Below are 25,325 nucleotides of genomic sequence, written 5' to 3'. Positions count from 1 at the left end.
ATCAGCTATGCAGGAGTGGTCGAGGCGAAATGCGCTCGCTCTCATCGCAGGTGCAGGCGTTGCGTCGTACGGGAAGAGAGCATTCGCCGCGCAGCCTGCGCAGAGTCTAGGTGCCATCGCGGCGCGCAACGGAATCGTGTTCGGCGCGGCCGCAGGTCCGGTGATCGACAAGGATCATGCCTATCGCGAGCTCTATCAGACGCAGACGCGTATCGTTACGACAGATATTGCGATGAAGATGGGAACCATCGCGCCACAACCAGGCCCTAAGCGATTCGAGAGCGCGGACCGTCTGCTGCAATTCTGTGCAAGCAACAACATTCCGATGCGGGGCCACTGCCTGATCTGGAACGAATGGGTTCCGCAATGGGTCAGGAACATGAGCGGCGCCGAGCGCGAAAAGTTCTTCGATTCCTATATCGAGGAGGTCGCTGCCCGCTATGTCGGCAAGCTGCACTCCTGGGATGTCGTCAACGAGCCGTTCTGGCCCGGGCACAAGGCGCCCGGCGGTTACAGGCTCGGTCCCTGGTACGACACGTTCGGCACGGGCTACGTTCGCCGGGCCTTCGAGCGTGTGGCGATGGTCGACCGCAAGACCAAACTGGTTCTCAACGAAGCGCAGAGCGAACGCGACGATGACGTCGGCCTCGCGGTTCGCCGCGGCTTGCTGCAACTGGTCGACGAACTGAAGCAGGCCGGCGTGCCGCTGCATGCCGTCGGACTGCAAAGCCACCTGCAGCCGCGATACCCGCACGACCCTGGACGTTTTTCCGAATTCCTTCACGCGCTCGCCGATCGTGGCGTCGATATCTATCTGACTGAGTTCGACGTGCGCGACGACACGTTTCCCGATGACATCGTCGCGCGCGATGCCATGATCGCCGAGACGGCCGAGAAGTACCTGAACAACGTACTGCGCGTTCCGGCGGTCAAGGTGGTGATTGCCTGGGAGCTTGCCGACAACTACTCGTTCTATACCGACGCGGCGAAGAAGAAGGATCCTCTCGCGCAGCGGCTGCCCCGGCCGCTGCCGTTCGATTCGTCGATGCAGAAGAAGCCGCTCTGGTTCGCGATGGCGCGCGCGTTCGAGAATACCAGGAAGTCGTAGGCGCCGATCGTAATGGGCTCATGCCCCCGAATGTTGGGGGCGTGGGCGGAGCATCCGCACCAGCGACGGCGCGTAGAGCAGGGCGAGCGTTCCGAAGTAGGCGGCGGCGCCTGCCGCAACATGTGCCGCCAACACAGCAATAGTGCGGGCTTCCGGGAAGATCCGCAACAGTGCCGCCATCGCAATCGTGGCCAGTGCGATGCGCACGAGATGGCCGACCGGAAGGCGCAGGCCAAACCGGGTAAACCCGATCGAGAAACTGACGCTTGCCGCGGCCAGCGCAGCCAGCACGGTGGCGCCGGCAACGCCGGTGAGGCCCCAACGCGGCAGGAACAGGGCGCTCAGCACCACGGTCGTCGACGCATCGATCGCTGCAATGGACATCATCCAGCGTGTGCGGTTCTGCAGCAGAAATACCTGGTCGCCGAAATGGGCACGCAGGTTGCGGATCGCGCCGGCAAGCGTGGAGAGCGGCAGGACGGCGAGCGTCACCGCCTGGAACGGCACTGCGATCAACAGGTGCACGATCTCCGCTCTCAGCATGAATATGCCGGCGAGGCTCGGCGCCAGGATCGCGACCAGGAGCGCGCTGTTGGCGGCAAGCTGGCGCATGCCGGCCTGGCTGCCCTCCTGTTCCATGCTCTTGACCGCAAGCGGGAACGCGGCGGCCGTCACCAGCATGGCCGCGACCGCCGCGGCGCGTTGGCCGAGGCCGTAACCCACCGCGAACAGTCCGGCTGCGGCAACACCGGACATTTCGTTGACGATGAAGCGCGACGCATTGAGGCCGACCCAGCCGAGCGCGCCGCCGACGATCAGTGGAATGCCGTAGCGCAGCGCGTGCACGACGATCTCCCGGTCGATCGGCCAAAGGCGGTAGCCACGGCGGAGTGTGGGCATCACGATCAGCGCCGCGGTCAGTTGCGCCGCGGCGTATCCCGCAAGCGGCCACTCCGCCGATTGGCCGAACAATCTGATCAATACCAGGCCGGCGATAAATCCGACCGACGGCCCGAATACCTGCTGGATCGTGTAGACCCGGATCTGCTGCTGCGCGCGGGCGCGCTCGCCGATGTAGACGTTGAGGGATCGGGTTATCACATAGGCCACGGCGGCCAGGAGAAGGCCCGTTCTGGCGCCGGGCGCAATGACCAGAAGCAGAATTCCGACGACGGCCGCGCTCTGCAAGGCAATGGATACCAGCAGGACCGCATTTTCGGTGCGATAGAAGCGCGGCGCGTCGTTGGCGTCTTGATACCGTCCTAGGAAGCGCAGCGCATACTGCGACCACCAGGCGAGAAAGCCGATCTGCAGCAGTTCGTGCGTGGCGGTGATCAGCGTGATGACGCCGAGCGTGTGTTCGTCGACGACATGCGTCCATACGATCATCGCCAGAAGCTGGAACAGCGGTCCGACGAATTGCGCGGGCAGATAGAGCAAGGTGTGTTTCAGGAGCATTTGTTCAGGCCCCCAGCCAGCGGCAGAGTCGGGGGGAGGCGATCTGCCGGACGGCCAGCAGCGCTGCAGTAGAGAGGAGGACGGTCAAGCCGCAGCAAACGGCAAAGCCGGCGACGCCGCCGAGCTGGCGCACCGGGGTGTGATCGCGCAGCGCCATGATGATGAAGATGTGCCAGAGATAGATGAAGTAGCTACCCGAGCCGAACCAGCCAAGCAGCGGCGAGCCCGGCTGGATGGCGAACAGCCCAACGCAGAACAGGGCTGCATAGAGGAAGAAGGCGATCGAATCGTAGGTGGCGGCGTCGCCAAGATTGAGAATGCGCACGGCGGCATAGAGCATGTAGGCCGCCAGCATGGCGCCTAGCAGCGAACGGCGCATGCCCTGGTCGCTCAGGTCCGCGAACATCGCGGTCAGCGCGCCGAGCGCGACAAAGGAGAACCAGAAGGGAATGTCGCGCATGCGGACTTCGTCGAGCAATGTGTCCGAGGCGCCGAGCCTGGACATGGCCGGATCGAGATAAGCACCGGCAAGCAGGCCGCAGCCGATCGAGAGGATCAGCAGAGCCGCAATCCGCTTTCTCGAATCCGGCTGTCCGGTCTCGACAACCGCAAAGACGAGCCACAGGCCGAGTGTGCAGCAGACATAGACGAAGACGTAATAGTAGACGAACACGTATCCGAGCGCGAACCGGGCGAGTGTCGTGGCGATGCGGTGGTCCATCGCCGGATTGTGCAGCGCCATGTAGGCGTAGGCGGCGGCGAACGCAATCGCGTAAGGGATCAGAGCGGCCTTCAACCGCTTCGCCAGCGGCACACGGCCGGAAAGCGCGGTCAGATATCCAGATGCAAACAGGAAGACCGGCACGCAGGGCCGCAGCGCCGCGTCGAGGGATTTCGCCCAGATAGCATCGAGCGGCTGCGGCAGCGAGTGGATTCCGATCACCATCAGGATGGCGATGCCGCGCATGGCGTCGATGACGCCATCGCGGCTTCTTGCCGACGCCTGCGCGACGCTCAGGGATCGCGGATGTTCCGATAAGCGCTCCACGACCGTCATCACGTGCTCTCCTGCCGCGAGATCGCGGGAGACGGCGCGGGTCTGATGGCGCGGCGGTCGTAGGCCTCGGTCAGATATCGCCGCAGCGGCGTTTCGAACGTGCGCAGCGAGACGACACTCGAGAAGGCAAGGACGATGATCGCCACCGGCGCAAGAATCAGCCGCTCATGCGGCGACAGCGAAAGCAGGCGGGACCCGAAGGTGATGATGACGGTCGCCACCGGAATATGCAGCATGTAACAGGAGTAGGTCAGCGGCGACCAGCGATCGAAGCGGAGCCGCGACAGCAGCGTCTCGCGTCCCGCGCAATCCACCTGAACGGCAAGCATTGCGATGGCGTAGATCGCGATCAAGGCGATCGTCGTCGGCAGCCACGAACCGAGCACGATGAACGCCATGAGCGATGCGGCCAGCGCGCCGGGAATCACGGGCCAACACGCGATCCGGTCGCGTAACAGATAGCAGGCCATGCCGAGGTTGAAGGCAGGCAGCGCCCTGAAGGCGCCGCCCTGGTTGATCCAGTCGGCCCACGGCGTCGTTCCTGCTGCCGATGTCCAAAGGGAATTGGCGAGCGCGGCGACGATCACGAGCGCAATGACCGCCTCCTTGCGCCGTTGCGCGATCAGCGCGACGACCGGGAAAAGCAGATAGCAGAACATCTCGGCCGAGAGCGACCAGCTCGGGAAGTTGAACGTCAGGCGCTCGCCGATGAAGGCGTGAAGCAGCAAAAATTGCGCGGGCAGGTCGGAAAGCGGGTAGCGGGCGGGGTTGTCGGTCCGGGCGGCGCCGAAATGAAGCGCGCCGGCAAGCGCCACATAGAAGGCCAGCGTGGCAAGATGGAGCGGATAGATGCGGGCGAGGCGACGCCAGAGGAAGCGGCCGATCGATGCGGCATCGTTGACGCGGCCGAAATACTGACGGGCGATGACAAAGCCGGAGACCACAAAGAACAGATCGACGAACAGATTGAAATGCCAGGTGTGCGCGACCATGAAACGGCCGGCGGGTACGTCCTTGAAGTAATCGGAATAGTGAAGGATCACCACGGCGCCGGCCGCAATGATCCGCAACCCATCCTGATGCCTTGTGGTGCTGGTGTCATGCAAGGCTGCGGTACTCCGGACCCGAATTTCCTGGAACGCAAGTGTCAGTTGGCAAGACGGGCGATCAGGCTGATGACAGCCTCGCGGTCGCTGCGGGCCAGATCGTTCCAGCGCGCCAGATTCCGCACCGCCAGTGCCACGTACCGGGCGCGCCAATCCTCGTTCGACAGCGCAGCCGCGATCCGCGTGGTGGCGGAGGCAGGATCCGCGGTATCGATATAGATTCCGGACTCGCCGAGCACCTCGCGAAAGATGGCGGCATCGGGGGCGATGATTGGAAGGCCGGCATACTGAGCTTCCAGCAGGGGCAACCCCAGACCTTCGTCATGCGAGGTGCAGACGAACAGATCGGCGGCTTCGAGCAACTGATTGACCCGCTCGGTGGACTGATATCCGTGCAGCGTAACGCCGGGTTGCCACTCAAGCGTTTGCCAGTCGTTACCCCAGCCCGGCCTTCCGACGATATCCAGTGTTGCATCCGGAAATCCCTGCGAGCGCAATGCGTCGAGGATTTTCGCCGCCGCTGTGAAATTCTTGCGCGGCTCCACGGTGCCCAGCGCGATCAGCCGAAGCGGTTGGGGCCGCGCGCTGCGTTCGCCGCGTTGTCCGGGGGCGAGGCCAAACACGTTGCGGACCGAAGGCCGATAGAGCGTCACTTCCGCGTCGGACCGGCAATGCGCGGCAAGCTTGCGCCTGGTATCGCCGGAATTTGCCAGAAAGCGCGGATAGTGGCGCAACGCGAGCTTGAAGGGCCCGGCCATGTAGAGCCGCGCCCGCATATTGAGTTCGGCGCGCCGCGTGATCAGAAAGTCGTCGTGGATATAGGGCAGCACCCGCGATGCGAACGGCCGCAGCAGCGGGCTGGGCGGAAAGCCCGGGCACAGCAGGATCGAGGACGAAGCGGCGAGCCGCATCGGCAATCCCAGGGTCTGCGTCGTCACCATCTGGCGAAGACCCTGCGCCTTCACCGGCACGACATCGAGCGGCGCCAGCGCGGCCTCGGAGAACAGCTCGAGCGTGATGCGTTCGAGACCGGTGACGTGACGTCCGAGATGGGTGTTGTCGACATAGATGGTCATGCGAAAGGGGATCCCGTGTTATGCCGGAACGGACCGGTAGCTGATGGGTGGGCGAACTTGCGCGGGCGCGGCGACGCGCCGCGGCTCGCGCGGCAGCAAGACCGAAATGAGGATCACGAACTGCGCGAGTTGAATGTTCTTCGACGAGAAGCTCACCGAACTGGCGGCGATGATGACGATCAGCAGCACGATCGCCCACGCCGCCCGATCTGAGCGGCGCAGCAATTCGACGAAGAAGCAGACCAGTCCGACCGTCAGCACGATGGTGTGGACGAGGCCGAACTGAACGACGGAGGAGATCCAGAAGTTTTCGATGCCGTAGTTGAGGCCGAGCTGCGACTGCAGCGCATTCACCCGAACCGGGTTGGGGCCGAGGATCAGTTCATGCCAGTCGAAATGCGAGAGCAGGCTGAAGGTGGCGTAACGCGCCAGCGTGCTGCCTTTGTCTGAGGAGAAGCGCAGCAGCATCTTGTCGAAAATGCCGAGGTCGAGCGCGGCGAATACGATGGCGCCTGCAGCAAACAGCACACAGATGGCGAGAATTGCCGCGGGAAGCGGCATTCGCCTTCCCCGCATCAGGCGGAACGCCTCAAAGCCCCCGAGCAGCCCGATCATCGCCAGCACTGTGACCAGCGACGTTCGGCCGCCGAAGGCCATCAGCGATCCCAGGCTGAATGCGATCAGCGGCAACCGCACCAGCAGCGGCGGACAGATCGCCGGACGGAGCACCAGCGCCAGCACGTAGGCGCCCACGATGCCGGATGCCGTGAGCGGGTGGCCCAGCAGCGCTGCGGAGCGCCATTCTCCCAACACCACGACGTCGCCGAGCGTCAACGGGATCAGCCGATGGCCGGAGAAATACTCATAATAGCCGAGCACGACGTTCAGCAGGATCGTGAAATGAATGGCCCAGGCCAGCGGGCGTTTTTGCGACGGCGACAACTGCCACATCACCATCGCAATCAGGATCGGCAGCAGAAACGTGTCGATGATGACCGTGAACGGGCGTTCGAGCACGATCACCTGGATCAAGAGGAACAGCCAGCAGAGCAGATACGCCAGCAGCAGCTTCGATTCGGAGAACATCCGATTGAGCTCGCCGACCGGGCCGCGGCTGCGTATCAGCAAAAGAGAGAATGCGAGCAACGTGAAATAGGTTGCCGGATGCAGCTTTTCGTAAAAATTACCGCCTGCCGTCATATAATGGATTTTAAAGTTGGTCAGTACGGACGACGAGGCCGTGAACGTTGCCATCACGGCCAGCAGCATCAAGCCGGCCGCGATCCGTTCGATGACGGCGTCGGCATTCGAAGCGCGCCCATGCGCGTAGGAAGCTGGCCGCGGCGCCGATGATGCAAGGGGGAGACGATGCACCCGTGCCACGCCGGCTGGTCCGTTAAACGGTCCGCGCATTCTCACCGCGCCGCTCCGGCATGCAGGCGCGCGGCGCCGTATGGCTTGAGATAGGCCGAGCTGCGGTAATAGTCATAGAACTGCAGGCGGCTGAGATCGACGCGGGTCAACACCGTGCCCATGACCCGGTTGCGGACCGGGGACAGCAGGTCCATGGCATGGGACAACACTTCACCCGGAGTCTGGTCCCAGGCCAGCGCCAGAATGATGCGATCGGCCAGTTCGGCGAGCGCGCGGCCATCGACCAGGGGCACCAGCGGCGGCGAGTCGATCACGATCAGTTCGTAGCGGTGGCGGAAGTAATCGAGAACGTCGACGATCCGGTCGGAGAACATCAGCTCCGTGATGAACTCGACTTCCTTGATCGGCGTGGACGGCAGAATCGAAAGCCCCGTGCTGGGATCGACCAGAATGGCGCGTTCCGGCGCTGCCTGGCCGATCGCGACTTCCAGCAGCCCGGCGTCGGCGCGTGGACAGAGTGCGCGGGTCACTTGCGGGTTGCGGAGGTCGCCATCGATGAGGAGCGTTCGGATGCCGAGCATGGCCAGCGACTGTGCCAGGTTGATCGCAAGCGTGGTCTTGCCCTCGCTGTCGAGCGCGGAGGTAACCTGCACGACCTTCACCGGCTGCGACCGCATCGTCCGTTGCAGCGCAAGGCGAACGGCGCGGATCGCTTCCGCGAAAAACGTGCCGGGCTCGTCGATCGCGTAGCGCGTCAAGGGCGGCTGCAGCGCCGGCGGCAACAGCCCTGTCGCCTTCGGATCATAGCGGCCGAGTTCGCGGCGTCCGCGCCGGGCGAGACCGGCCAGCTCGCGCGCGCCGATCAGCGGCACCGCGGCCAGCGCGGGCACGCCCGCAATGGCTTCGGCCTGCTCAAGCGTCTTGACGCGGCCGTCGAGATAGTCGGTGAGGAACGCCAGCACGCTGCCCGCGCCGAGACCGAGCATCACGGCAAGGCCCAGAATCAGCATGGTCTTGGGAGAGGACGGCCTGATCGGAATGCTGGCCTTGGTCACGATTCGGGAATCCGGCATCTCCAGGCTCTCTTGCGCCGTCGTTTCCTTGGAGCGTGCCAGATAGGATTCATACTGCGTGCGGTTGGCCTCGGCCTCGCGCTGCAGTTCGCGTAAGCGCACCTGCGCCTGGCCTGAGGACGTGGACACGCCCTGGAGCTGATCGAGGCTTTGCGTCAGCGACGCTTCGCGTGAGCGCGCGACGTCGTAATCGTGCTTCGTGCTCTCCAGGATTCGCCGGATTTCCTCGTTGATCAGCCGCTGGGTATCACGCCGCTGCGCCCGGACATTGGCGACGAGGGGGTGACGCGCGCCGTATTTGCTCGACAGGTCGGCTTCGTTCTTGGCGATGTCGGCATACTGGGTGCGCAGCTTCGTGATCATTTCCGAGGAAATGGCCGCGTTGATGCCGCCGGGATCGCCGCCTGATTTCGCGATGTCCTGGACCTGTTCATACTTCGCCCGCGCCTCCGCGGTTTGCGCGCGCGCGGCGATCAGCTTGCCGTTGAGGTCGGTGATCTGCTGGTCGTTGAGCGTGACGCCCTGCGACACCATCAGATTATTGGCGGAACGATAATCCTCGACTGCCTTTTCGGAGGCGACAACCCTCGACTTCAACTCGTCGATCTGGCCGTTGAGCCAGTTCGCGGCAATGCGCGTCGCATCGTATTTGGCGCGTACCTGCTCGTTGAAATACGCATCCGCAATCGCGTTGGCGATGGTCGCGGCCTTCTGCGGCGATTGAGAACTGACGGCGACGTCGACGAGGAAAGTGGTGCCCTGCCGCGTCACTTTCATCCGCTTCTGAAGGATATCGACCGATCGCGACCTGGCGGCGTCCTCCGGGCTGGCTCCGTCGCTCGGCCCGCTGCTGCGGAATAGCCCCTTGATCGGATCGAGCAGGCCGGGCTTCGGCGTGAATTCCTCGTCTTCGGTTAGCTTCAGCTTGTCAACGACGCGCGTCAGAATCGCGACCGACTGGATCAGCAGCGTCTGGCTTTCGATGGTCGCATCATCCGTGCCGAAGTTTGACAGCACGGACTGGTTGGTCTCGACGACGTTGGCGCGGCGCGGATCGACCAGCACGGTCGATGTCGCTGTATAGAGAGTGGTGGCGAACATCAAATAGGTCAGCGCCAGCCCGAGCAGCGCCAAGGCCGGCAGCGCCAACAGCCGGTAGCGGCGGCGCAGGATGCGGCCCATCTCGCGCAAATCGACGGTCGGATACTGCCAGCTTTCCGCGGGGGGGCGGGTGACGGGCTCGTCGGGGATTACATAGGGCAGGTCAGAATTGCGCTGTAACATTCATTCCTACCAGATGTTTGTCGAAGCTGAAGACGGGAATGTCGCTGTCGCGCTTGGTGTAGCGGTAGTAGGCGGAAACCGCCCCGAAGCGGTTGACGAGGTATTTGACGCGCGTGTCCGACGTCAGCACGTTGTCCTTGCGGAGTTGACCGAAGAACTTGTCGTTCTCGTAACCGCCCGCGAGCGACACGATGATGTTGCGCCGAAGTTCGTAGTCGACGCCGAGTTGAACCGCGTTGGCGAGCACGCCGGTGGCGCTGGTGTCGGTGGTCTGCGTCACGAGCTGCTCGGCATTGAAGTGTACATCGAGCAGGCGCGTCGGCCGCCATGTCAGCCGCGCGCGGTAGGAGGGGCCTTCTATGTTGCCGATCGACGGATCGTCGAAGCGCTGCTGAACATAGCCGGCGCCGAATTCGCCGGTCACCAGATTGCTTAAGCCGACCGTGATGCCGGTCAGCGCGCGATAGCCTTGCGAGTCCAGCGTATGGCCCGGCGTTCCCCTGATGTCGCGCTGATTGCCTTCCACGCCGCCGAACCAGCCGAGGGTGGAAGAGATCGCATAGTCGATCCGGCTGTGCAGTGCGTAGATCTGCCCGTCGCGGGCGTCCTGGTTGATGACGGTGCCGTCCTGCGCGCGCGTCGATCCGTAGTCGTAGGAATCGGTACGGAAGCCGACCGATGTTGTCAGCCGGTTGAACTCCTTGCGCAGCGTGACGTCGCCGGACATCAGGTTGTATGGCGTCGGCGATATGGCGTTGGCAGGAGAAGTGAGCGTGCCGACGCCTTCGTTCAGATGCGCGATCTGAAAGCTGCCCAGCAGCATCGTGTCGTTTGTGATGTCCAGCCAGCCATTGCCCTTCAGGCTGGCGTTGGTCTGGTTCAGGCTCGAAAACTGATTATAGGTCGTCGACTGCGCATCCAGCTTCAGATCGACGCCATGCCGCCCCCATAGTGAATGCGCGCGCAGCGTCGGCTCAATCACCGCTGCGACATCGGAACGCGGCGCGGTGTTCGAAGCAAAGACGTTGCTGTCGTAGAAAGTTCCGGCGGTCAGCGACGGGTTGAACATCCAGGAACCGGAGCGAATGCCGACGGGTTCGTAGCCAGGCTGTTGTCGCTTCTTCACCGGCATGTCCTCGGGCGGAACCTCTTCGCGGTTGTCCGGGTCGGTCCGGTCCGGCAGCGATGACGGTTCAAAGATCTTCTGTGAGCTCCAGGGTGATGCGAATTCTCCGCTGGTCCATGGAATGGCCTGTGCATTCGCCGACGATCCAAGACCCAGCAGGATTGCTATCGCCGGCGCGGGCAACAGGTTGAAGCGGCATCGGCCGGGCACGCGTACGAAGCGGGATTGCTCGCCGCTTCCTTCGGATGCATTCCACCATGCAAGTGCAAACTCGGATCCCATCACCCATCCCTTGCGGGAACTTGAAGGCGGCGAACACTTAACGGGCGAAGCCCATCGCTCAGAAAATGATCGTCGACTGCGCATAAGAAAGGCATGCCTCATACTCGGTACGCGGGCGCAAGGTTTTTGAGTTGTGAGATTGAAGTGATGCGCTCGCTTGCAACGCGCCTTGCCGGAAAAAGTTTTCCTCGCGTCGCAAAAATATTTCGCATTGCAAAACGCTTGATGTGACGACAACGCAACACACACGTCGTCATTCCGCGCGCGAGCGGCGTGCACCTCATCTGCGGTTCCGCGACGCTAGAAGTAGCGCTCCGGAATCCGAATGTTGTCGCCCGGGAAAACCGGAACCGGCGCATCGAGAGGCAGGATCTCTTCCGCGCCGGCACCTGCCCGGCGCAGATAAACCTTGTTCTCATTGGCGCGATACGTGAATCCACCGGCGCTTGCGACCGCGTCCAGGACCGTCAGCCCATTGCGGTACGGGTATTCGCCGCTCTTCTTGACCTCGCCGAGAATGTAGTACGGGCGATACTGCGCGATCTCGACGTTCACGCGGGGATCGCGCACGATTCCCTTGGCAAGCGCGGATGCGATCGCTTTTTCGAGCTGCCGCGTCGTAGTGCCGGCAGCCTTTATATGGCCCGCGAGTGGAATCGAAACCTTACCGCCATTGTCGATTTCATATTCGCCGGTGATATCGGCCTCGCCGTAGACCTTCAGCCTGATTCGATCGTTCGGGCCAAGGATGTAACCCTCCGCGGACGATGTGGATGGCGGCGTTTGTGCTGAAGCTTGAACTGAAAGACCGGCACTGATGCCGGCAATCGCAAGGACGACGAAAAGAAGGAAGGGAAGCGTCGGGCCGGCGCTGGACGACCGTTGCTGCATGGCTGCATCTCCGTGAATGCACGTACAGCCTCCGATCATAGAAAGGAAAACAAGGCGAAAGAATGTGATGCGCGAGTTCCATCGAATTCGCAATCGCGTGCGCGCATCACAAAACGCGTGTGCGCACATCACAAAAAGAGGATCGTCGATCCTTCGATCGCGATGCAGGTCAGGGTTCCCGTTCGCCACGCGCAGGTATCGATGTTGATTCGGTTGTGGCGGATATCCGGACGCGGCACCGGCGTGTGACCGTGCACGATGAATCTTTCGTGATCCAGCGTGGAGTCGAGGAACTCGTTCCGAATCCAGATCAGGTCGTTAACATCCTGCTGCGCGATCGGGATGTCCGGGCGAATGCCGGCGTGAACGAACAGGAAGTCGCCGCAACTGAACTGATTGCGCAAACACTGCATGAACAATTCGTGGGCACGGGGGAACGCATCGAGAAGGCGGCGATGCAGGTCGAGAGCTGTCTCGGTGTCGTCGTGCAGCTCGATGCCGTAGGATGCAAGCGTCTGCATGCCGCCCAATGGCAGCCAGTGCTGCAGGATGGCCGGATCCTGAAGGAACCCTTCCATCACAGCTTCGTGGTTGCCGCGCAGACACACGGCGCTATTGGCAACCAGACGAACCGCGAGCAAATCAATCACCGTCCTGGAGTGCGGTCCGCGATCGATGTAGTCGCCGAGATAGATTTCGACCGTATGCGCAATCGGTCTGCGCCGGATGTCGTCGTCGATGCGCGCAGTGATTTCGCTCAGAAGGTCGGCCCGGCCGTGGATGTCACCGACCGCATAGATGCGTGTATCGGCTGGCGCTGAAGCGTTAACGGAGCGCGAAGGTGCTGCGGACATCTGTTGCATGGTGTGCGATGTCGATCATGGAACCGGGTGGCGGTCAATCCATCACGCAGTACGCCGAGGCGAGGTGTCTAGAAAAAGAGCAGAGCGATCAAGATAACGATCGCCACCCACGCTATCACATTCCCGATGATGATTCGGTTCCTGAGCTTGCGGTCAGGCAGCACTCTGTCGTGCGGCACCAGCGCGCGGCTGTGCAGACGTTCGGCCATCATGGGCGCCTCCCCGGAAGCGTTCCGCGAGGTGGACGGCTCGCGAATCGCTGCCGTCTCTGTTTTTTCTTCGAAGCCTGGCGATCATCGCACCAGCTCGTGCGCTTCAGTCTCCGTCTGTCGTCAGGCTGTGGTGGATCGCTAGCTTTCGATGAACGATCTCGTTCAAGACAACGGCGTGACGGCCATTTGTTGCCCTTATAGCGACGCTGAATTTGTTCAATTGAACGTCGAGAATCGAATAATGGATTTTGTTCCGCGGTTTTCGAATATGCATAGCAGCGTCGAGTCACACGCATCCCGTTAACCGGGCAAATCGAAACTAAGCGCCTCCGAACAAACCAGAATATCGCGTCGCACAATCGCGCGCGCGATTCAGTTCCGGCGTCATGCGAGACCTATTTCACTTTCGTGCCAAATTTCGCTCAAGATTTTGGAAAGTCTTTGCGACTTCGAAAGTGCTGACATTCGCTGCTGCGAAATCGTCACGCGCGGTGCCGGGCAATTCGACGTGCTCGGCCACAGTCCGGTTCCAGCAGAGAGGAGAGTCATGGCCTCGATCGTGACAGCCAACTTCGATCGGAACAACGTCACGCCGATTCGGAGAGAGCGGACTCAGATTTCGGTCCGTCCTGTCGAGTTTGCCGGCGGCGGTACGCATCGTGCGTATCGAGGCCGCCGGCGTTCGCGCCGTGCCGCGCGGACTGAGCCGTCGTCGTCGATCGCAAAGCGCGTCTTCGACATCGCCGCGGCAGGCGGCGCATTGCTGTTTTTCGCGCCTCTCCTGATTGCGATTGCCGTGGCGATCAAGACGACGTCGCCGGGCCCGGTGCTGTTCTTTCAATACCGCTACGGCTATCGAAACCGCCGCTTCAAGATCTACAAGTTCCGCACCATGCGTAACGATGCCGGTGATGTGCGCGGCGTAAGGCAGACGGTCCAGGGCGATGCGCGCGTGACGCCGGTGGGGCGAATTCTGCGCAAGACCAGCCTCGATGAGATTCCGCAACTGATCAACGTGATCAAGGGCGACATGTCGCTGGTCGGGCCGCGGCCGCACGTTCCGGGAATGCTGGCCGCGGATCTGCCCTACGAAGACCTCGTGCCATATTATTTTCAGCGCCATACGGCGCGGCCCGGTATTACCGGGCTCGCGCAGGTCAGCGGCTGCAGGGGCAGCACGGCCGAGTTCGGGCCTGCGGTCTCGCGGATTGATTACGACCTGCATTACATCGAGCAGTGGTCACTGCGCATGGACGTCATGATCATCATCCGCACGATCCGCAAGGAATTCCTGTCGGGAAGCGGATTCTGACCAACGTCAAGACATCGAAGGACCATGCCATGGCGATGATCGAGCCGCACGGCCGAATCGTACCCGTTCTCCTGTCAGGCGGCGCCGGCTCGCGGCTGTGGCCGCTGTCGCGCGAGACCTACCCCAAGCAGCTGCTCTCGCTGCTCGGCGAAAACACCCTGCTGCAGCAGACGGCGTTGCGCGTCGACGACCGTTCGCTGTTTACTGAGCCGATGGTGATCGCAAACGGTGAGCATCGTTTCGCGATCGGCGAGCAGTTGCGCGCGGTGGGCGTCGATCGTCCAACCATCGTGCTCGAGCCGTTCGGAAGGAATACCGCGCCTGCGGTTGCGGTTGCAGCGTTGCTCGCCAGCGAAAGCGATCCGGACGCCGTGATCCTGGCGATGCCGGTCGATCACTGGGTGCGCGATCACGCCGCGTTTCGCGCCGCGATATCGACGGGCGTCACGGCCGCGCGGTACGGCCGCTTCGTTCTGTTCGGCGTTCGGCCTTCATCGGCGGCGACCGGGTTCGGCTATATCCGGATGGGCGACGAACTGGACGCTGCTTCCTCCATTCGCAACGTGGCCGGCTTCGTCGAGAAGCCGGATCTGGTGACGGTCGAGCGCCTGCTGGCCTGCGACGAGCATGTCTGGAACAGCGGCATATTCCTGCTGCCAGCGCGCCAGTTCATCGACGAATTGGCGCATCGGGCGCCGGAGGTTCTCGCCGCCTGCCGCAAGGCGCTGACGGGCGCGACCCGCGATCTCGATTTTCTTCGCCTCGAGGAGCAGGCGTTCGAGGCCTGCCCGACCATCTCGATGGACTACGCGATCATGGAAAAGACCGACAATGCGGTCGTCGTTCCCGCGACCTTCGACTGGAGCGATGTCGGAAGCTGGTCGGCGTTGTGGTCGATGGCGGAAAAGGATCCGTCGGGCAATGTGGTGATTGGCGATGCGGTGATGGAAGACACCTCCGGCTGCTATGTCCGCGGCGACGGCCAACTGGTCGCAGCGCTCGGCGTCGAGGATCTCGTCATCGCTACCTCGCCTGATGTGGTGCTGGTGACCAGCCGGAAGCGCGACCAGGATGTCGGAAAGCTGGTCGAGCGTCTGAAGGCAAACGGCCATCGGTCGGCGACCCAGACCCACAGCGTCCATCGGCCCTGGGGCTATTATCAGTCGATCCATGCCGGGGAGCGGTTTCAGGTCAAGCGGATTACCGTCAATCCCGGCGCCAAGCTGTCGCTGCAGAAACATTATCACCGCGCCGAACACTGGGTCGTGGTGAACGGCACCGCGATTGTCACGCGCGACGACGAAGAAATCCTGCTGCGCGAGAACGAATCGATCTTCGTTCCCCTGGGATGCATGCATCGCCTGGAGAATCCCGGAAAGGTTCCGCTCAATCTGATCGAGGTCCAGTCCGGCAGCTATCTCGGGGAGGACGACATCGTTCGCGTACAGGACATCTATGACCGCGTCTGAGGTGCGGCCGGGTGGGGGGCGGCATCCGCATCGAGGACGACGCACGTCGCAGCGAATTCTGTGCGTGCGACACCAAGGGAGGCGGCGATGAACGCAAAGCAACAGGTCAAGGAGCTGGTGAAGGACGCGTTTCCTTCGGTCTGGCTGCAATGGCATTTCATGAAGCGCCCCAAATCGGCGGAGCGGGAACTGTCTTATCTCGAAAAGGTGATTCCCGATGATGCGGTGACGGTCGACGTCGGCGCCAATTGTGGCCTGTACACGCGGCGGCTGGCGCGCCTTTCCCGGCAAGTACATGCCTTCGAGCCTTCGCAGCAGATGGCAAGGCTGCTGCGCCGAACCTCGGCGCGGAATGTGAGTATCCACGAGATCGCGCTGTCGGACCATGACGGCGATGCCGAGCTGTTCATCCCGCAGGGCGATGACGGCCTGGTGTATGGGCTTGCTTCGCTGGAGGCGCGAAACGATTCATCGGCCAAAATAGTCTCTGCCCATGTGCCGATTGCGCGGCTTGATGCTGTGATCGATCAGGATGTGGCGTTCGTAAAGATCGACGTCGAAGGCCACGAGCTGAATGTCCTGAACGGCGCCGTCGAACTTCTGGAGCGTTGCCAGCCGGTATTTTTGGTGGAGGCGGAAGACCGCCATCGCGCCGAGGCGACACGCCTGGTGTTCGAATTCTTCCGGAGTAAATCCTATCGCGGGTTCTTCCTGAAGGACAACGACGTGATCGGCGTGGAGCAGTTCGATTCCCACAGGTTCCAGGATGCCGGCGCGCTGCGGCCGGATGGCGGCCGCAAGGATGGACGGTTCTACGTCAACAACTTCTTTTTCTTTCCTCGTCATCTCGACGGTGAATCGATATTGAGCAGCTAGCTAGCTCGTCGCTTCACCGGCCATCCGTCGGCGCGGCCAAGGCCGCGCGCGGCTTTTCAGACAGGAACCGTAATGCATATAGCGATGATTGGCGCCGGCTATGTCGGGCTGGTGTCAGGGGCGTGTTTTTCCGATTTTGGGCATCAGGTCGTCTGTATCGACAGCAACGCGGAGAAGGTCGCCAGCCTCAACAACGGAGAGATGCCGATTCACGAGCCGGGACTTGCCGAGCTGGTAGCACGAAATGTCGGGCAGGGCCGCCTGTCATTTGCGAGCGACCTGAAGTCGGCGGTCAGCGAAGCGGAGGTGGTGTTCATCGCGGTCGGCACGCCGTCGCGTCGCGGTGACGGCCATGCCGATCTGTCCTATGTATATGCGGCGGCGCGCGAGATCGCGGGCGTGCTTCCGGAGCGAGCGGTGGTGGTCACCAAGTCGACGGTTCCGGTCGGCACCGGCGACGAGGTCGAGCGCATCATCCGCGAAGAGAATCCGGAAGCCACGGTGGCCGTCGTCTCGAATCCCGAGTTCTTGCGCGAGGGGGCGGCGATCCGCGACTTCAAGCATCCAGACCGGATCGTGATCGGAACGGATGACGCGCGCGCCCGCGGCGTGATGGCCGAGGTGTACCGGCCGCTTCATCTCAATGCATCGCCGATCCTCTATACCGACCGCCGCACCGCCGAACTGACGAAATATGCCGCCAACTCCTTCCTTGCCACCAAGATTGCTTTCATCAACGAGATTGCGGACCTTGCCGAAAAGGTCGGCGCCAACGTGCAGGAAGTCGCGCGCGGGATCGGCCTCGACAACCGGATCGGTCAGAAATTCCTGCACGCAGGCCCGGGCTTCGGCGGCTCCTGTTTTCCAAAGGATGCGATGGCGCTGATCAAGACCGGCCAGGATAATGAATCGCCGGTACGAATCGTGGAAACGGTGGTTGCCGTCAATGACCAGCGCAAGCGGGCGATGGCGCGCAAGGTCGCCAACGCGTTTGGCGGCAATCTGCGGGGAAAATCCATTGCGGTGCTCGGCGTAACCTTCAAGCCCGATACCGACGATATGCGTGACGCGCCGTCGATTCCGCTGGTCACCGCGCTGCAGGACATGGGAGCCGAGGTTCGGATCTTCGATCCCGTCGGCATGGAGCAGGCGAAGAAGGTGTTCGAGAACGTCACCTTCTGCGAGAGCGCCTACCGTTGCGCGAGGGGATGCCACGCGCTCGTCATCGTCACGGAATGGGAGCAGTTCCGCGCGCTCGATCTGAAGGAATTGTCCACCATCATGGCCTGCCCCGTCATCGTCGATCTGCGCAACATCTACTCCCCGGAGGAGGTGGAGCGGAACGGCTTTCTGTACTGCGGCGTTGGTCGGCCGAAATCGGTGGCGTACTGACCCTGATGCGCCGCCATGACATCGGCTGGTTGAGGATGCACGGATGATAATGCCGGATCAGGCAATTCTGGTAACGGGAGCCGCGGGCTTCATCGGATTCCACGTGGCGCAGCGGCTGCTGCAGTCCGGCCACCGCGTCGTCGGGGTCGACAATCTCAATTCCTATTATGATCCGCGGCTGAAGGCGGCCCGGCTCGATATCCTCAGAGCCGACCCGCGCTTTCAGTTCGAAAAATTGGACGTGGCAGACCGCGTGGCGATGCCGGCGCTGTTCGCGCGCTATCGATTTCCCGTCGTCATCCATCTGGCCGCGCAGGCGGGCGTGCGATATTCGCTGAGAGATCCACACGCCTATGTCGACGCCAATCTGGTCGGCTTCACCAATATTCTGGAGGGATGCCGGCACAATGGCTGCCGTCATTTGCTGTTCGCGTCCTCGTCGTCTGTCTACGGGGCCAACCGGAAGCTGCCGTTCTCGGTACACGACAACGTGGACCATCCGATCAGCCTCTATGCCGCGAGCAAGAAGGCCAACGAGTTGATGGCGCATTCGTACAGCCATCTCTACGGGATACCCTGCACCGGCTTGCGGTTCTTCACGGTGTACGGCCCCTGGTATCGCCCCGACATGGCGCTGTTCGTGTTTGCGGACGCGATCGTCCGCGGCGATCCGGTCAAGTTGTTCAACGGCGGCCGGATGCTTCGCGACTTCACGTATGTGGACGACGTGACGGAAGCTTTGGTCCGCCTGATCGACCGTGCGCCGCAGGTCGGGCAGGCCGGGCTGGGCGGAATTCCAGACCCGGGATCGAGCATCGCCCCCTGGCGCATCTACAATGTCGGCAACAACAAGCCGCAGGAATTGCTGCGTGTGCTCGATATCCTCGAACAGGAGCTCGGGCGCAAGGCCAACAAGGAACTGCTGCCGATGCAGCCGGGCGACGTGCCGACGACCTATGCCGATGTCGATGACCTCGTACGTGACGTGGATTTTCGCCCGGCGACCCCGATCGAGGACGGCATCCACAGGTTTGCGGCCTGGTATCGCAGTTATTGTGAGGCTTGACCGGATAGAACGGTAAGCTCACGCCACTTCCAGGGCGTGCGCGTAGGCGTGGCCGGAATTGGTGATGTGCACCGTCATCAGTTTCGTAAAGCCTTCGAACTTCCCGCGCTCGAACAGATCAAGCAACTCGCGGTGCTGATCGAATGACGCCGGCGTCTGGACGTCGATCGGCGAACTCAAATTGGTGCGCAGCGCGGCGGTCCGCCCTGCGATGAGTTGATAGGACTGCATCAAATAATGATTGCCGCAATGGACAAACAGGGCGTCGTGGAATGCGGTGTCCGCCGAGCCGTAGGCGAGCGTATCCTTTGCCGCCACCGCCTGCTTCATGTCCGCGACTGCCGCCGTCAGCGCTTTCAGCGCGCCGTCGCGGTCATGCCGATAGGCGAGTTCGGCCGCCTTGGGCTCGATCAGGATACGGAAGGTGCAGAGCTCGTCGATGTCGGCGGCGCTCGGTGTGAAGACGAAGCTGCCGACCTGCGGCTTCACCACGACGAGCCCCTGCGCCTGCAGCAGGCTCATGGCTTCGCGAACCGGCGTGCGGCTGACGCCAAAGGATTGCGCGAGCATCTCCTCGGCGATGATGGAGCCGAGTTCCAATTCGCCTTCGATGATCGCCTGACGCAACCGCAGCATCACCTTCTGCGACAGCGATTTTGGCGTATCGAGCTTGAATGATTTCATGGCGTCACCGCCCCGTTTCCTTTGCTGCGCCGCCTGCGACCTGCGGATCGATCAGATCACTTTTCCCGGATTGAGGAGGCGATCGGGATCAAGCGCAGCCTTCAGCGTGCGCATCAGCGCAATCTCGGCTTCACTGCGGGCATGCCCGAGCCACTTCTTCTTTAGCGTTCCGATGCCGTGCTCGGCCGAGACGCTGCCGCCCATCTCGCGGACCAGGCCGTAGACGATCTGGTCCATTTCTTCCTTCGGCTGTTGGTCGACGGAGAGTCCCGGCACCCACGACACCAGGTGCAGATTGCCGTCGCCGATATGCCCGTAATAGACGCTGTCGCAACCGGGAATGCCGGATGCAAGCGCTGCCTTGCAGCGCCGGACGAATTCGTCCATGCCCGCGACGGCGAGGCCGATATCGTAGGGGATGTGCGGGCCGAGCACCTGGCCGAATTCCGAACAGATGTCACGCACCGCCCAGAAACCTTGCGTCTGCGCGACCGATTGCGACACCGCCGCATCGCTCAGCATCCCGCGTTCCAGGAGGTCCGCAAGCCAGGCCTCGAACCGCGGCGCATCGGTTGCCTCGTCGGTGCCCTGCGCCTCGACCAGTACATAGAGGCCGTGACCGGTGCCGACCGGCGAGCGGACGCCCGCGCGCGTCGTGATCACGTCCCAGTAGTCGGGCCACATCACTTCGAAAGCGGATAGCAGCGGACCGAGCCCGCTGCGCGCTTCGTTCAGGAGCGCGAGCACCGCCGCATAATCCGGAACGGCGCAGAGCGCGGCCATCGTCGAACGCGGTTTTGGAAACAGCTTGAGCACCACGCGGGTGATGATACCGAGCGTGCCCTCCGACCCGATGAAGAGATGCTTCAGGTCGTAGCCGGCGTTGTTCTTGATGAGCTTGTTGAGGCTGGTCATGATGGTGCCGTCGGGCAGTACCACCTCGAGACCGAGCACCAGTTCGCGCGTCATGCCGTATCGAATGACGCGATTGCCGCCGGCATTGGTGGAAAGATTGCCACCGATCGCACAAGAACCTCGCGAACCGAGATCGAGCGGAAAAAACATGCCGCGTTCGTCGGCCGCCTTCTGAATGGTCTCGAGCGACGTCCCGGCCCGCACCGTCATGGTGGCACTCGCCGGATCGATTTCCTCGATGCCGACCATGCGTTCCAGCGAGATCGCGACCCAGCCGGCCTCCGGCGAAGCGCCGCGGCACAGACCGGTCAGTCCACCCTGTGGCACGTAACACAGTCCGGCCTTTCGGCAGGCGAGAACCGCGTCAGATACGCCGGCGGCATCGACCGGGCGCACGACGGCGAGCGGAGTCTGCGGCAGGCTTGCGCTCCAGTCGTTGCCATTGCGTGCCGGCACGTCGGCGCCGAGCAGAACGGCCTGGGCGCCGAGCTTCCGCTGCAACTGGCTGAGCGCTTCCCGGCCTTCGTCGCGTTTCATGGCGTGCATGGCGTGCCCGTTTCTTCGCGGTACGTGCCGCGCCGTGGACCGGAAAGCGGTGTTTCCGCTCCCGAAATCCCCCTTGAGGCTATCTTGTATGTAAGATACAAGAAGTGTCAACACCGACGGATGGCGGGGCACCGGTTCCGGCGACAAGGGAGCGAATAATGACCGATGCGATCCGTGGCTTTTGGGTAGCGACGCCGACGCCGCTGTCGGCCGACGACTCGGTGGATCATCTCCGGCTGGCGCGACATGTGTTCCAATTGTTCGCGAAGAAGGTCGACGGCGTGGTGCTGTTTGGTACTACCGGCGAGGGGACGTCGTTCAGCGCGGCGGAACGGCTTGCAACCGTCGAAGCGCTTTTGAAGGCAGGCATCCCGGCGTCACGCATGGGTCTAGGCAGCGGCTTTCCGGCCTTGACCGATAGCGTCGCGCTCACCCGCTCGGCGCTGGGTCTGGGATTGAGACATATGTTGTTGTTGCCGCCTTATTTCTATCGTGACGCGAGTGCGGAAGGCATCGAGGACGCGTTCGCCGCCATATTGGATGACGTCGCCGACGATCGGCTGCGAGCCACGCTCTATCATATTCCGCAGACCTCGGGCGTCGGCGTGCCGGCGTCGGTGGCGGCCAGTCTCCGTGCGCATTACGGAGAGATCGTCGCGGGCCTCAAGGACAGCAGCGCCGATTTCAAACAGTTTCAGGCGTTTCGCGCCGCTGCGCCGGATCTGGCGATCACCGTGGGCAACGAGGTCGATATCGCCCGCGCGATGGCGCAGGGCGGCGCCGGCACGATCTGTGGCCTTGGCAACATCGTCCCCCATCTGGTCCGGGCCATGCTGGATGGCGGAGACGCGGAGCCGCAGATGCGCGCCGTGCTCTCGGTCATCGCCGACCTGCCGTTTACGCCAGCGCTCAAGGCTATCCTCGCCGAGCAGACCGGCGATGCCGGCTGGCTGCGGGTCCGCGCGCCACTGCGCGCAGCACCCGACGGCGCCGCGCTTACGGCAAAGCTGGATTCGCTGTCGCGGGCCGTTGCCGCTTGAGCGAGCAGTGGACTAAGGCCCGGCCGGCGCCCCTTCGCGAAAGTCTCGCGGCGTGGCGCCAAATCTGTTCTTGAATGTGCGGGTCGCGTGGGCGGCATCGGCGAAGCCGCACTGATGCGCAAGTCTCGCGATCGAAGTCCCGGTCAGTGATTTCTGCCGCAGCAGATTTCGAAACAGCTCGACGCGCAGATGAAGAACATGCCGTTCGAATGTGGTTTCGCGGTCGGCAAAGATGCGATGAAACGTCCGCTCGGAGATGCCGAATTGGGCGGCAAGCGCCGGCGCAGGCCGGGCGCTGGCGATATTTGCCCTTAGATGGATGTCGATCAGACCAAACAGACCCGGGCGGGTGAGTTGATGGCTGGCGCCGACGGCAAGGTGCAGCAGGGCCGATAGATAGGCCGCGATATCAGGCGCGTCCTGTTTGGCCGGCGCGGATGAACTGGAGATTGCGTCGCGGACCAGGGCGGCAATCGAGCGGGCCACCGTTCCGGACAAGGGGATGGGTTTTGCACAAAGCCGCTCCGCCTCGGGAATGGATCGCAACAGGGACGCGGCGGGCACCGTCGCGATCAGCAATTCCGCGCGTTGCTCGGGACCGAACAGCCGGTCCTCGAACGGGCGTCGTGCATCGTAGAGCACGCCGTATCCCGGATCGATCGTACCTTCGTTGCCGGCTTGCACCATCGCGCTTCGCCCGCGGCGCTGGAAATCGAACATGAATTCGTCGGAGCCGGCCCGGCTCACGAGCCTGGCGTCGCGGGTGTAGCATTGCGGGCTGCTATCGAAGCGGACAAGCTTGGCGTCGCCGATCTCGACGAACTCGAAGTGGCCACTGACGATCGCAGAGCCGAGCGGCCTGGTCTCGACATTGGCGAATGACCGGCAGATCGCCTCGGTCCAATAGGCGGTCCGCTCGGTCGGACGGATCGGGTCGGTGGAGACGCTGATGGGCATCGTGCGAACGAGATCCGGTTTGTGGTCCTCCAGCGTCGCCCAGGATTGGTGGCTCTGGCAAGGGCCGAACCGGCCGGACGTGGCAGGTTCATTCAAGACGCGGCGCCTCGGGCCGCCGTAGGCTGTGGCCAGAAACCCTAGGGGGAATTCGGTCCGATATGGTACGTACAAAGCCATCCGCCGGCGTAGATGCCGGTCATCCGCTCGACCCGCTCAGCGAGACCGAAGTCGCGCTGGCGTCCGAAATATTGAGGACGGAAAAGCGGCTCGGCCCGCACGCGCGATTTACGCACGTGCAGCTCGAAGAGCCGGCCAAATCCGACGTGCTCGGATGGAAGCCGGCTGGCGCACGTCCACGGCGGGCCGCCGTCACCTTGTTCGACAGCAAGACCGGTGCAACGCATGTCGCGACGGTAGATCTCGATTCGAGGCGCGTGACGGAATGGCTGGAGTATTCGACCAAGGCCCATCCTTACGGCCAGCCGCCGATCACGATCGAGGAAGTCTTCAAGGTCGGCGACATCGTCAAGGCCGACGCGGACTGGCGGCGTGCGATGAAGCGACGCGGCCTGAAGGATGAGGATATCGAGCTGGTTCAGGTCGATCCGTTTTCAGCCGGCTATTTCGACCGCCAGGTGGAAAAGGGCCGCAGGCTGGTCAGCGCCGTGTCCTACTGGCGCAGGGATCTCAAGGACAATGGCTACGCGCACCCGATCGAAGGCGTGGTCGCGCTCGTTGACCTGATCGAGAACAGGATCGTCCATCTGGTCGACGAGCCCGAAATCATTCCGATCCCGAAAAAATCGCGCAACTACGACCGCGCCTCGATCCCGCAAACGCGCAACGACGTCAAGCCGCTGGATGTCGTGCAGAAGGACGGCCCGAGCTTTATGGTCGAGGGATGGAAGGTTTCTTGGCAGAACTGGTCGTTCCGCGTCGGCTGGACCGCGCGCGAGGGCCTCGTGCTTCACCAGATATCGTTTCGCGACGGTGCGCGCGAGCGGCCGATCATCTATCGGGCCAGTGTCACCGACATGATCGTGCCCTACGCCGATCCGACCGCGAACCATTTCTGGAAATGCGCGTTTGACGCCGGGGAGTATGGACTGGGCAAGCTCGCCAACGCGCTCGAACTCGGCTGCGACTGCCTCGGTCACATCCATTATTTCGACGTGCCGGTCGCCGACGATTACGGCAAGCCCGCGATCATGAAGAATGCGATCTGCCTGCACGAAGAGGATTACGGCATCCTCTGGAAGCATTACGAATTCCGCAACGAGACCTTCGAGGTGCGGCGCTCGCGGCGGCTCGTCATCTCGTTCTTCACGACGGTTGGAAACTACGACTACGGCTTCTTCTGGTACTTTTACCAGGACGGCACCATTCAGCTCGAAGTCAAGCTCACCGGTATCATCCAGACGGCGGCGATCGCGCCGGGCAAGCCCTATCCGTGGGGCGGCATGGTGGACGAAAACCTCGGCGGGCCCACCCACCAGCATTTCTTCAACGCGCGACTGCACATGATGCTGGACGGCGAGGGCAATACTGTCACCGAGCACGAGTTCCGGCCGCGGCCGTGGGGAACGGACAACCCGTACGGCAACGTGTTCGATACTACGTCGCGCCTTCTCTCTCGCGAGCGCGACGCGGTCCGCGAGGCCGACGGTCGGACAGGGCGGTACTGGAAGATCAACAATCCCAATCAAAAGAACAGCGTCGGCGGCCCGACGGCCTACAAGCTGCTGGCGCACAGCGCGCCGGTCATGCTTGCGCAGGAGGGCTGCTACATGACCTCGCGCGGCGGCTTTGCGACCAAGCACATCTGGGTGACGCGCTATGCACCCGACGAGCGCTACGCCAGCGGCGAGTTTCCGAACCAGCATGCCGGCGGCGACGGCCTGCCGAAATATGTTGCGAAAAATCGTTCGATCGAAAACCAGGATATCGTAGTCTGGCACAGTTTCGGGGCGACGCATGTCTGCCGCCCCGAAGACTTTCCGGTGATGCCGGTCGAATATGTCGGCTTCACGCTGAAGCCGAACGGCTTCTTTGCCGAGAATCCGGCGATGGATCTGCCGCCTGATCGCAACAGCGCGAGCCGCGACAACAGGGATAAGGATTCGTGCTGCGGCTGAAGGCCCGCCGTCAGCTTTTCATT

Annotated in this window: 21 protein-coding genes; 8 read left to right on the top strand and 13 right to left on the bottom strand. The window is 62.7% G+C overall.

Annotation, left to right across the window (positions count from 1 at the left end; genetic code table 11):
- The first annotated feature begins 7 nt into the window (after window positions 1-7).
- Entirely contained in the window at window positions 8-1,108 is a 1,101-nt protein-coding gene (locus tag IVB05_RS38695; protein WP_247781341.1) for an endo-1,4-beta-xylanase, read from the top strand.
- Between the two features lie 18 nt (window positions 1,109-1,126).
- On the opposite strand, the gene IVB05_RS38690 is transcribed toward IVB05_RS38695, so the two are convergent.
- The 10 genes from IVB05_RS38690 to IVB05_RS38645 all read right to left on the bottom strand — a co-directional run bounded on the left by IVB05_RS38690 (window position 1,127) and on the right by IVB05_RS38645 (window position 12,910).
- Entirely contained in the window at window positions 1,127-2,566 is a 1,440-nt protein-coding gene (locus IVB05_RS38690; protein ID WP_247781340.1) for a polysaccharide biosynthesis C-terminal domain-containing protein, read from the bottom strand.
- A 4-nt stretch (window positions 2,567-2,570) separates the two neighbouring features.
- Complete coding sequence (locus IVB05_RS38685) at window positions 2,571-3,623, bottom strand: acyltransferase (RefSeq protein WP_247781339.1); 1,053 nt, start codon at window positions 3,621-3,623, stop codon at window positions 2,571-2,573.
- Window positions 3,623-4,729, bottom strand: coding sequence for an acyltransferase (locus IVB05_RS38680; protein WP_247781338.1), 1,107 nt, complete (start codon window positions 4,727-4,729; stop codon window positions 3,623-3,625). The genes IVB05_RS38685 and IVB05_RS38680 overlap by 1 nt, the downstream gene beginning before the upstream one ends.
- Before the next feature lie 41 nt (window positions 4,730-4,770).
- Window positions 4,771-5,805, bottom strand: a complete 1,035-nt coding sequence (locus IVB05_RS38675; protein WP_247781337.1) for a glycosyltransferase — start codon at window positions 5,803-5,805, stop codon at window positions 4,771-4,773.
- Between the two features lie 18 nt (window positions 5,806-5,823).
- Complete coding sequence (locus IVB05_RS38670) at window positions 5,824-7,218, bottom strand: VpsF family polysaccharide biosynthesis protein (RefSeq protein ID WP_247781336.1); 1,395 nt, start codon at window positions 7,216-7,218, stop codon at window positions 5,824-5,826.
- Between the two features lie 2 nt (window positions 7,219-7,220).
- A complete protein-coding gene (locus IVB05_RS38665; RefSeq protein WP_247781335.1) occupies window positions 7,221-9,536 on the bottom strand; it encodes an AAA family ATPase in 2,316 nt (771 codons plus the stop codon).
- Window positions 9,517-10,944, bottom strand: a complete 1,428-nt coding sequence (locus IVB05_RS38660; RefSeq protein WP_247781334.1) for an outer membrane beta-barrel protein — start codon at window positions 10,942-10,944, stop codon at window positions 9,517-9,519. The genes IVB05_RS38665 and IVB05_RS38660 overlap by 20 nt, the downstream gene beginning before the upstream one ends.
- Before the next feature lie 300 nt (window positions 10,945-11,244).
- Window positions 11,245-11,835 (bottom strand): polysaccharide biosynthesis/export family protein, encoded by a 591-nt coding sequence (locus tag IVB05_RS38655; RefSeq protein ID WP_247781333.1) that lies wholly within the window; start codon window positions 11,833-11,835, stop codon window positions 11,245-11,247.
- 128 nt (window positions 11,836-11,963) lie between these two features.
- The gene (locus IVB05_RS38650; RefSeq protein WP_247787305.1) at window positions 11,964-12,689 is read right to left on the bottom strand and encodes a metallophosphoesterase family protein; all 726 of its coding nucleotides are present in this window, start codon (window positions 12,687-12,689) and stop codon (window positions 11,964-11,966) included.
- Window positions 12,690-12,766: 77 nt separating this feature from the next.
- The gene (locus IVB05_RS38645) at window positions 12,767-12,910 is read right to left on the bottom strand and encodes a hypothetical protein (protein WP_247781332.1); all 144 of its coding nucleotides are present in this window, start codon (window positions 12,908-12,910) and stop codon (window positions 12,767-12,769) included.
- 547 nt (window positions 12,911-13,457) lie between these two features.
- On the opposite strand from IVB05_RS38645, the gene IVB05_RS38640 reads away from it, so the two are divergent.
- The 5 genes from IVB05_RS38640 (at window position 13,458) to IVB05_RS38620 (ending at window position 19,025) form a co-directional block, all read left to right on the top strand.
- Entirely contained in the window at window positions 13,458-14,222 is a 765-nt protein-coding gene (locus tag IVB05_RS38640) for a sugar transferase (RefSeq protein ID WP_247781331.1), read from the top strand.
- Window positions 14,223-14,257: 35 nt separating this feature from the next.
- Window positions 14,258-15,691, top strand: coding sequence for a mannose-1-phosphate guanylyltransferase/mannose-6-phosphate isomerase (locus IVB05_RS38635; protein ID WP_247787304.1), 1,434 nt, complete (start codon window positions 14,258-14,260; stop codon window positions 15,689-15,691).
- 87 nt (window positions 15,692-15,778) lie between these two features.
- Window positions 15,779-16,567 carry an FkbM family methyltransferase gene (locus tag IVB05_RS38630; RefSeq protein ID WP_247781330.1) on the top strand — a complete coding sequence of 263 codons (789 nt, stop codon included), beginning with the start codon at window positions 15,779-15,781 and terminating at the stop codon, window positions 16,565-16,567.
- A 72-nt stretch (window positions 16,568-16,639) separates the two neighbouring features.
- The gene (locus IVB05_RS38625) at window positions 16,640-17,959 is read left to right on the top strand and encodes a UDP-glucose/GDP-mannose dehydrogenase family protein (protein ID WP_247781329.1); all 1,320 of its coding nucleotides are present in this window, start codon (window positions 16,640-16,642) and stop codon (window positions 17,957-17,959) included.
- 49 nt (window positions 17,960-18,008) lie between these two features.
- On the top strand, window positions 18,009-19,025 hold the full coding sequence (locus IVB05_RS38620; protein ID WP_247787302.1) for an NAD-dependent epimerase: 1,017 nt from the start codon (window positions 18,009-18,011) through the stop codon (window positions 19,023-19,025).
- An 18-nt stretch (window positions 19,026-19,043) separates the two neighbouring features.
- Here the strand turns inward: IVB05_RS38620 and IVB05_RS38615 are convergent, their stop codons facing one another.
- Window positions 19,044-19,709, bottom strand: coding sequence for a GntR family transcriptional regulator (locus tag IVB05_RS38615; protein ID WP_247781328.1), 666 nt, complete (start codon window positions 19,707-19,709; stop codon window positions 19,044-19,046).
- 51 nt (window positions 19,710-19,760) lie between these two features.
- Window positions 19,761-21,170 carry an FAD-binding oxidoreductase gene (locus tag IVB05_RS38610; protein ID WP_247781327.1) on the bottom strand — a complete coding sequence of 470 codons (1,410 nt, stop codon included), beginning with the start codon at window positions 21,168-21,170 and terminating at the stop codon, window positions 19,761-19,763.
- A 158-nt stretch (window positions 21,171-21,328) separates the two neighbouring features.
- Here IVB05_RS38610 and IVB05_RS38605 point away from each other — a divergent pair, with 158 nt between their 5' ends.
- The gene (locus IVB05_RS38605) at window positions 21,329-22,210 is read left to right on the top strand and encodes a dihydrodipicolinate synthase family protein (RefSeq protein WP_247781326.1); all 882 of its coding nucleotides are present in this window, start codon (window positions 21,329-21,331) and stop codon (window positions 22,208-22,210) included.
- Window positions 22,211-22,222: 12 nt separating this feature from the next.
- On the opposite strand, the gene IVB05_RS38600 is transcribed toward IVB05_RS38605, so the two are convergent.
- Window positions 22,223-23,263: a helix-turn-helix domain-containing protein gene (locus tag IVB05_RS38600; protein ID WP_247781325.1), complete on the bottom strand. Its 1,041-nt coding sequence runs from the start codon at window positions 23,261-23,263 to the stop codon at window positions 22,223-22,225.
- 62 nt (window positions 23,264-23,325) lie between these two features.
- On the opposite strand from IVB05_RS38600, the gene IVB05_RS38595 reads away from it, so the two are divergent.
- Entirely contained in the window at window positions 23,326-25,302 is a 1,977-nt protein-coding gene (locus tag IVB05_RS38595) for a primary-amine oxidase (protein ID WP_247781324.1), read from the top strand.
- Window positions 25,303-25,325: the final 23 nt, after the last annotated feature.

The sequence above is a fragment of the Bradyrhizobium sp. 170 genome (assembly GCF_023101085.1).
GTDB lineage: Bacteria > Pseudomonadota > Alphaproteobacteria > Rhizobiales > Xanthobacteraceae > Bradyrhizobium.
Note: the sequence above shows the minus strand (reverse complement) of the source record. Positions and strands in the feature narration are given on the sequence as shown.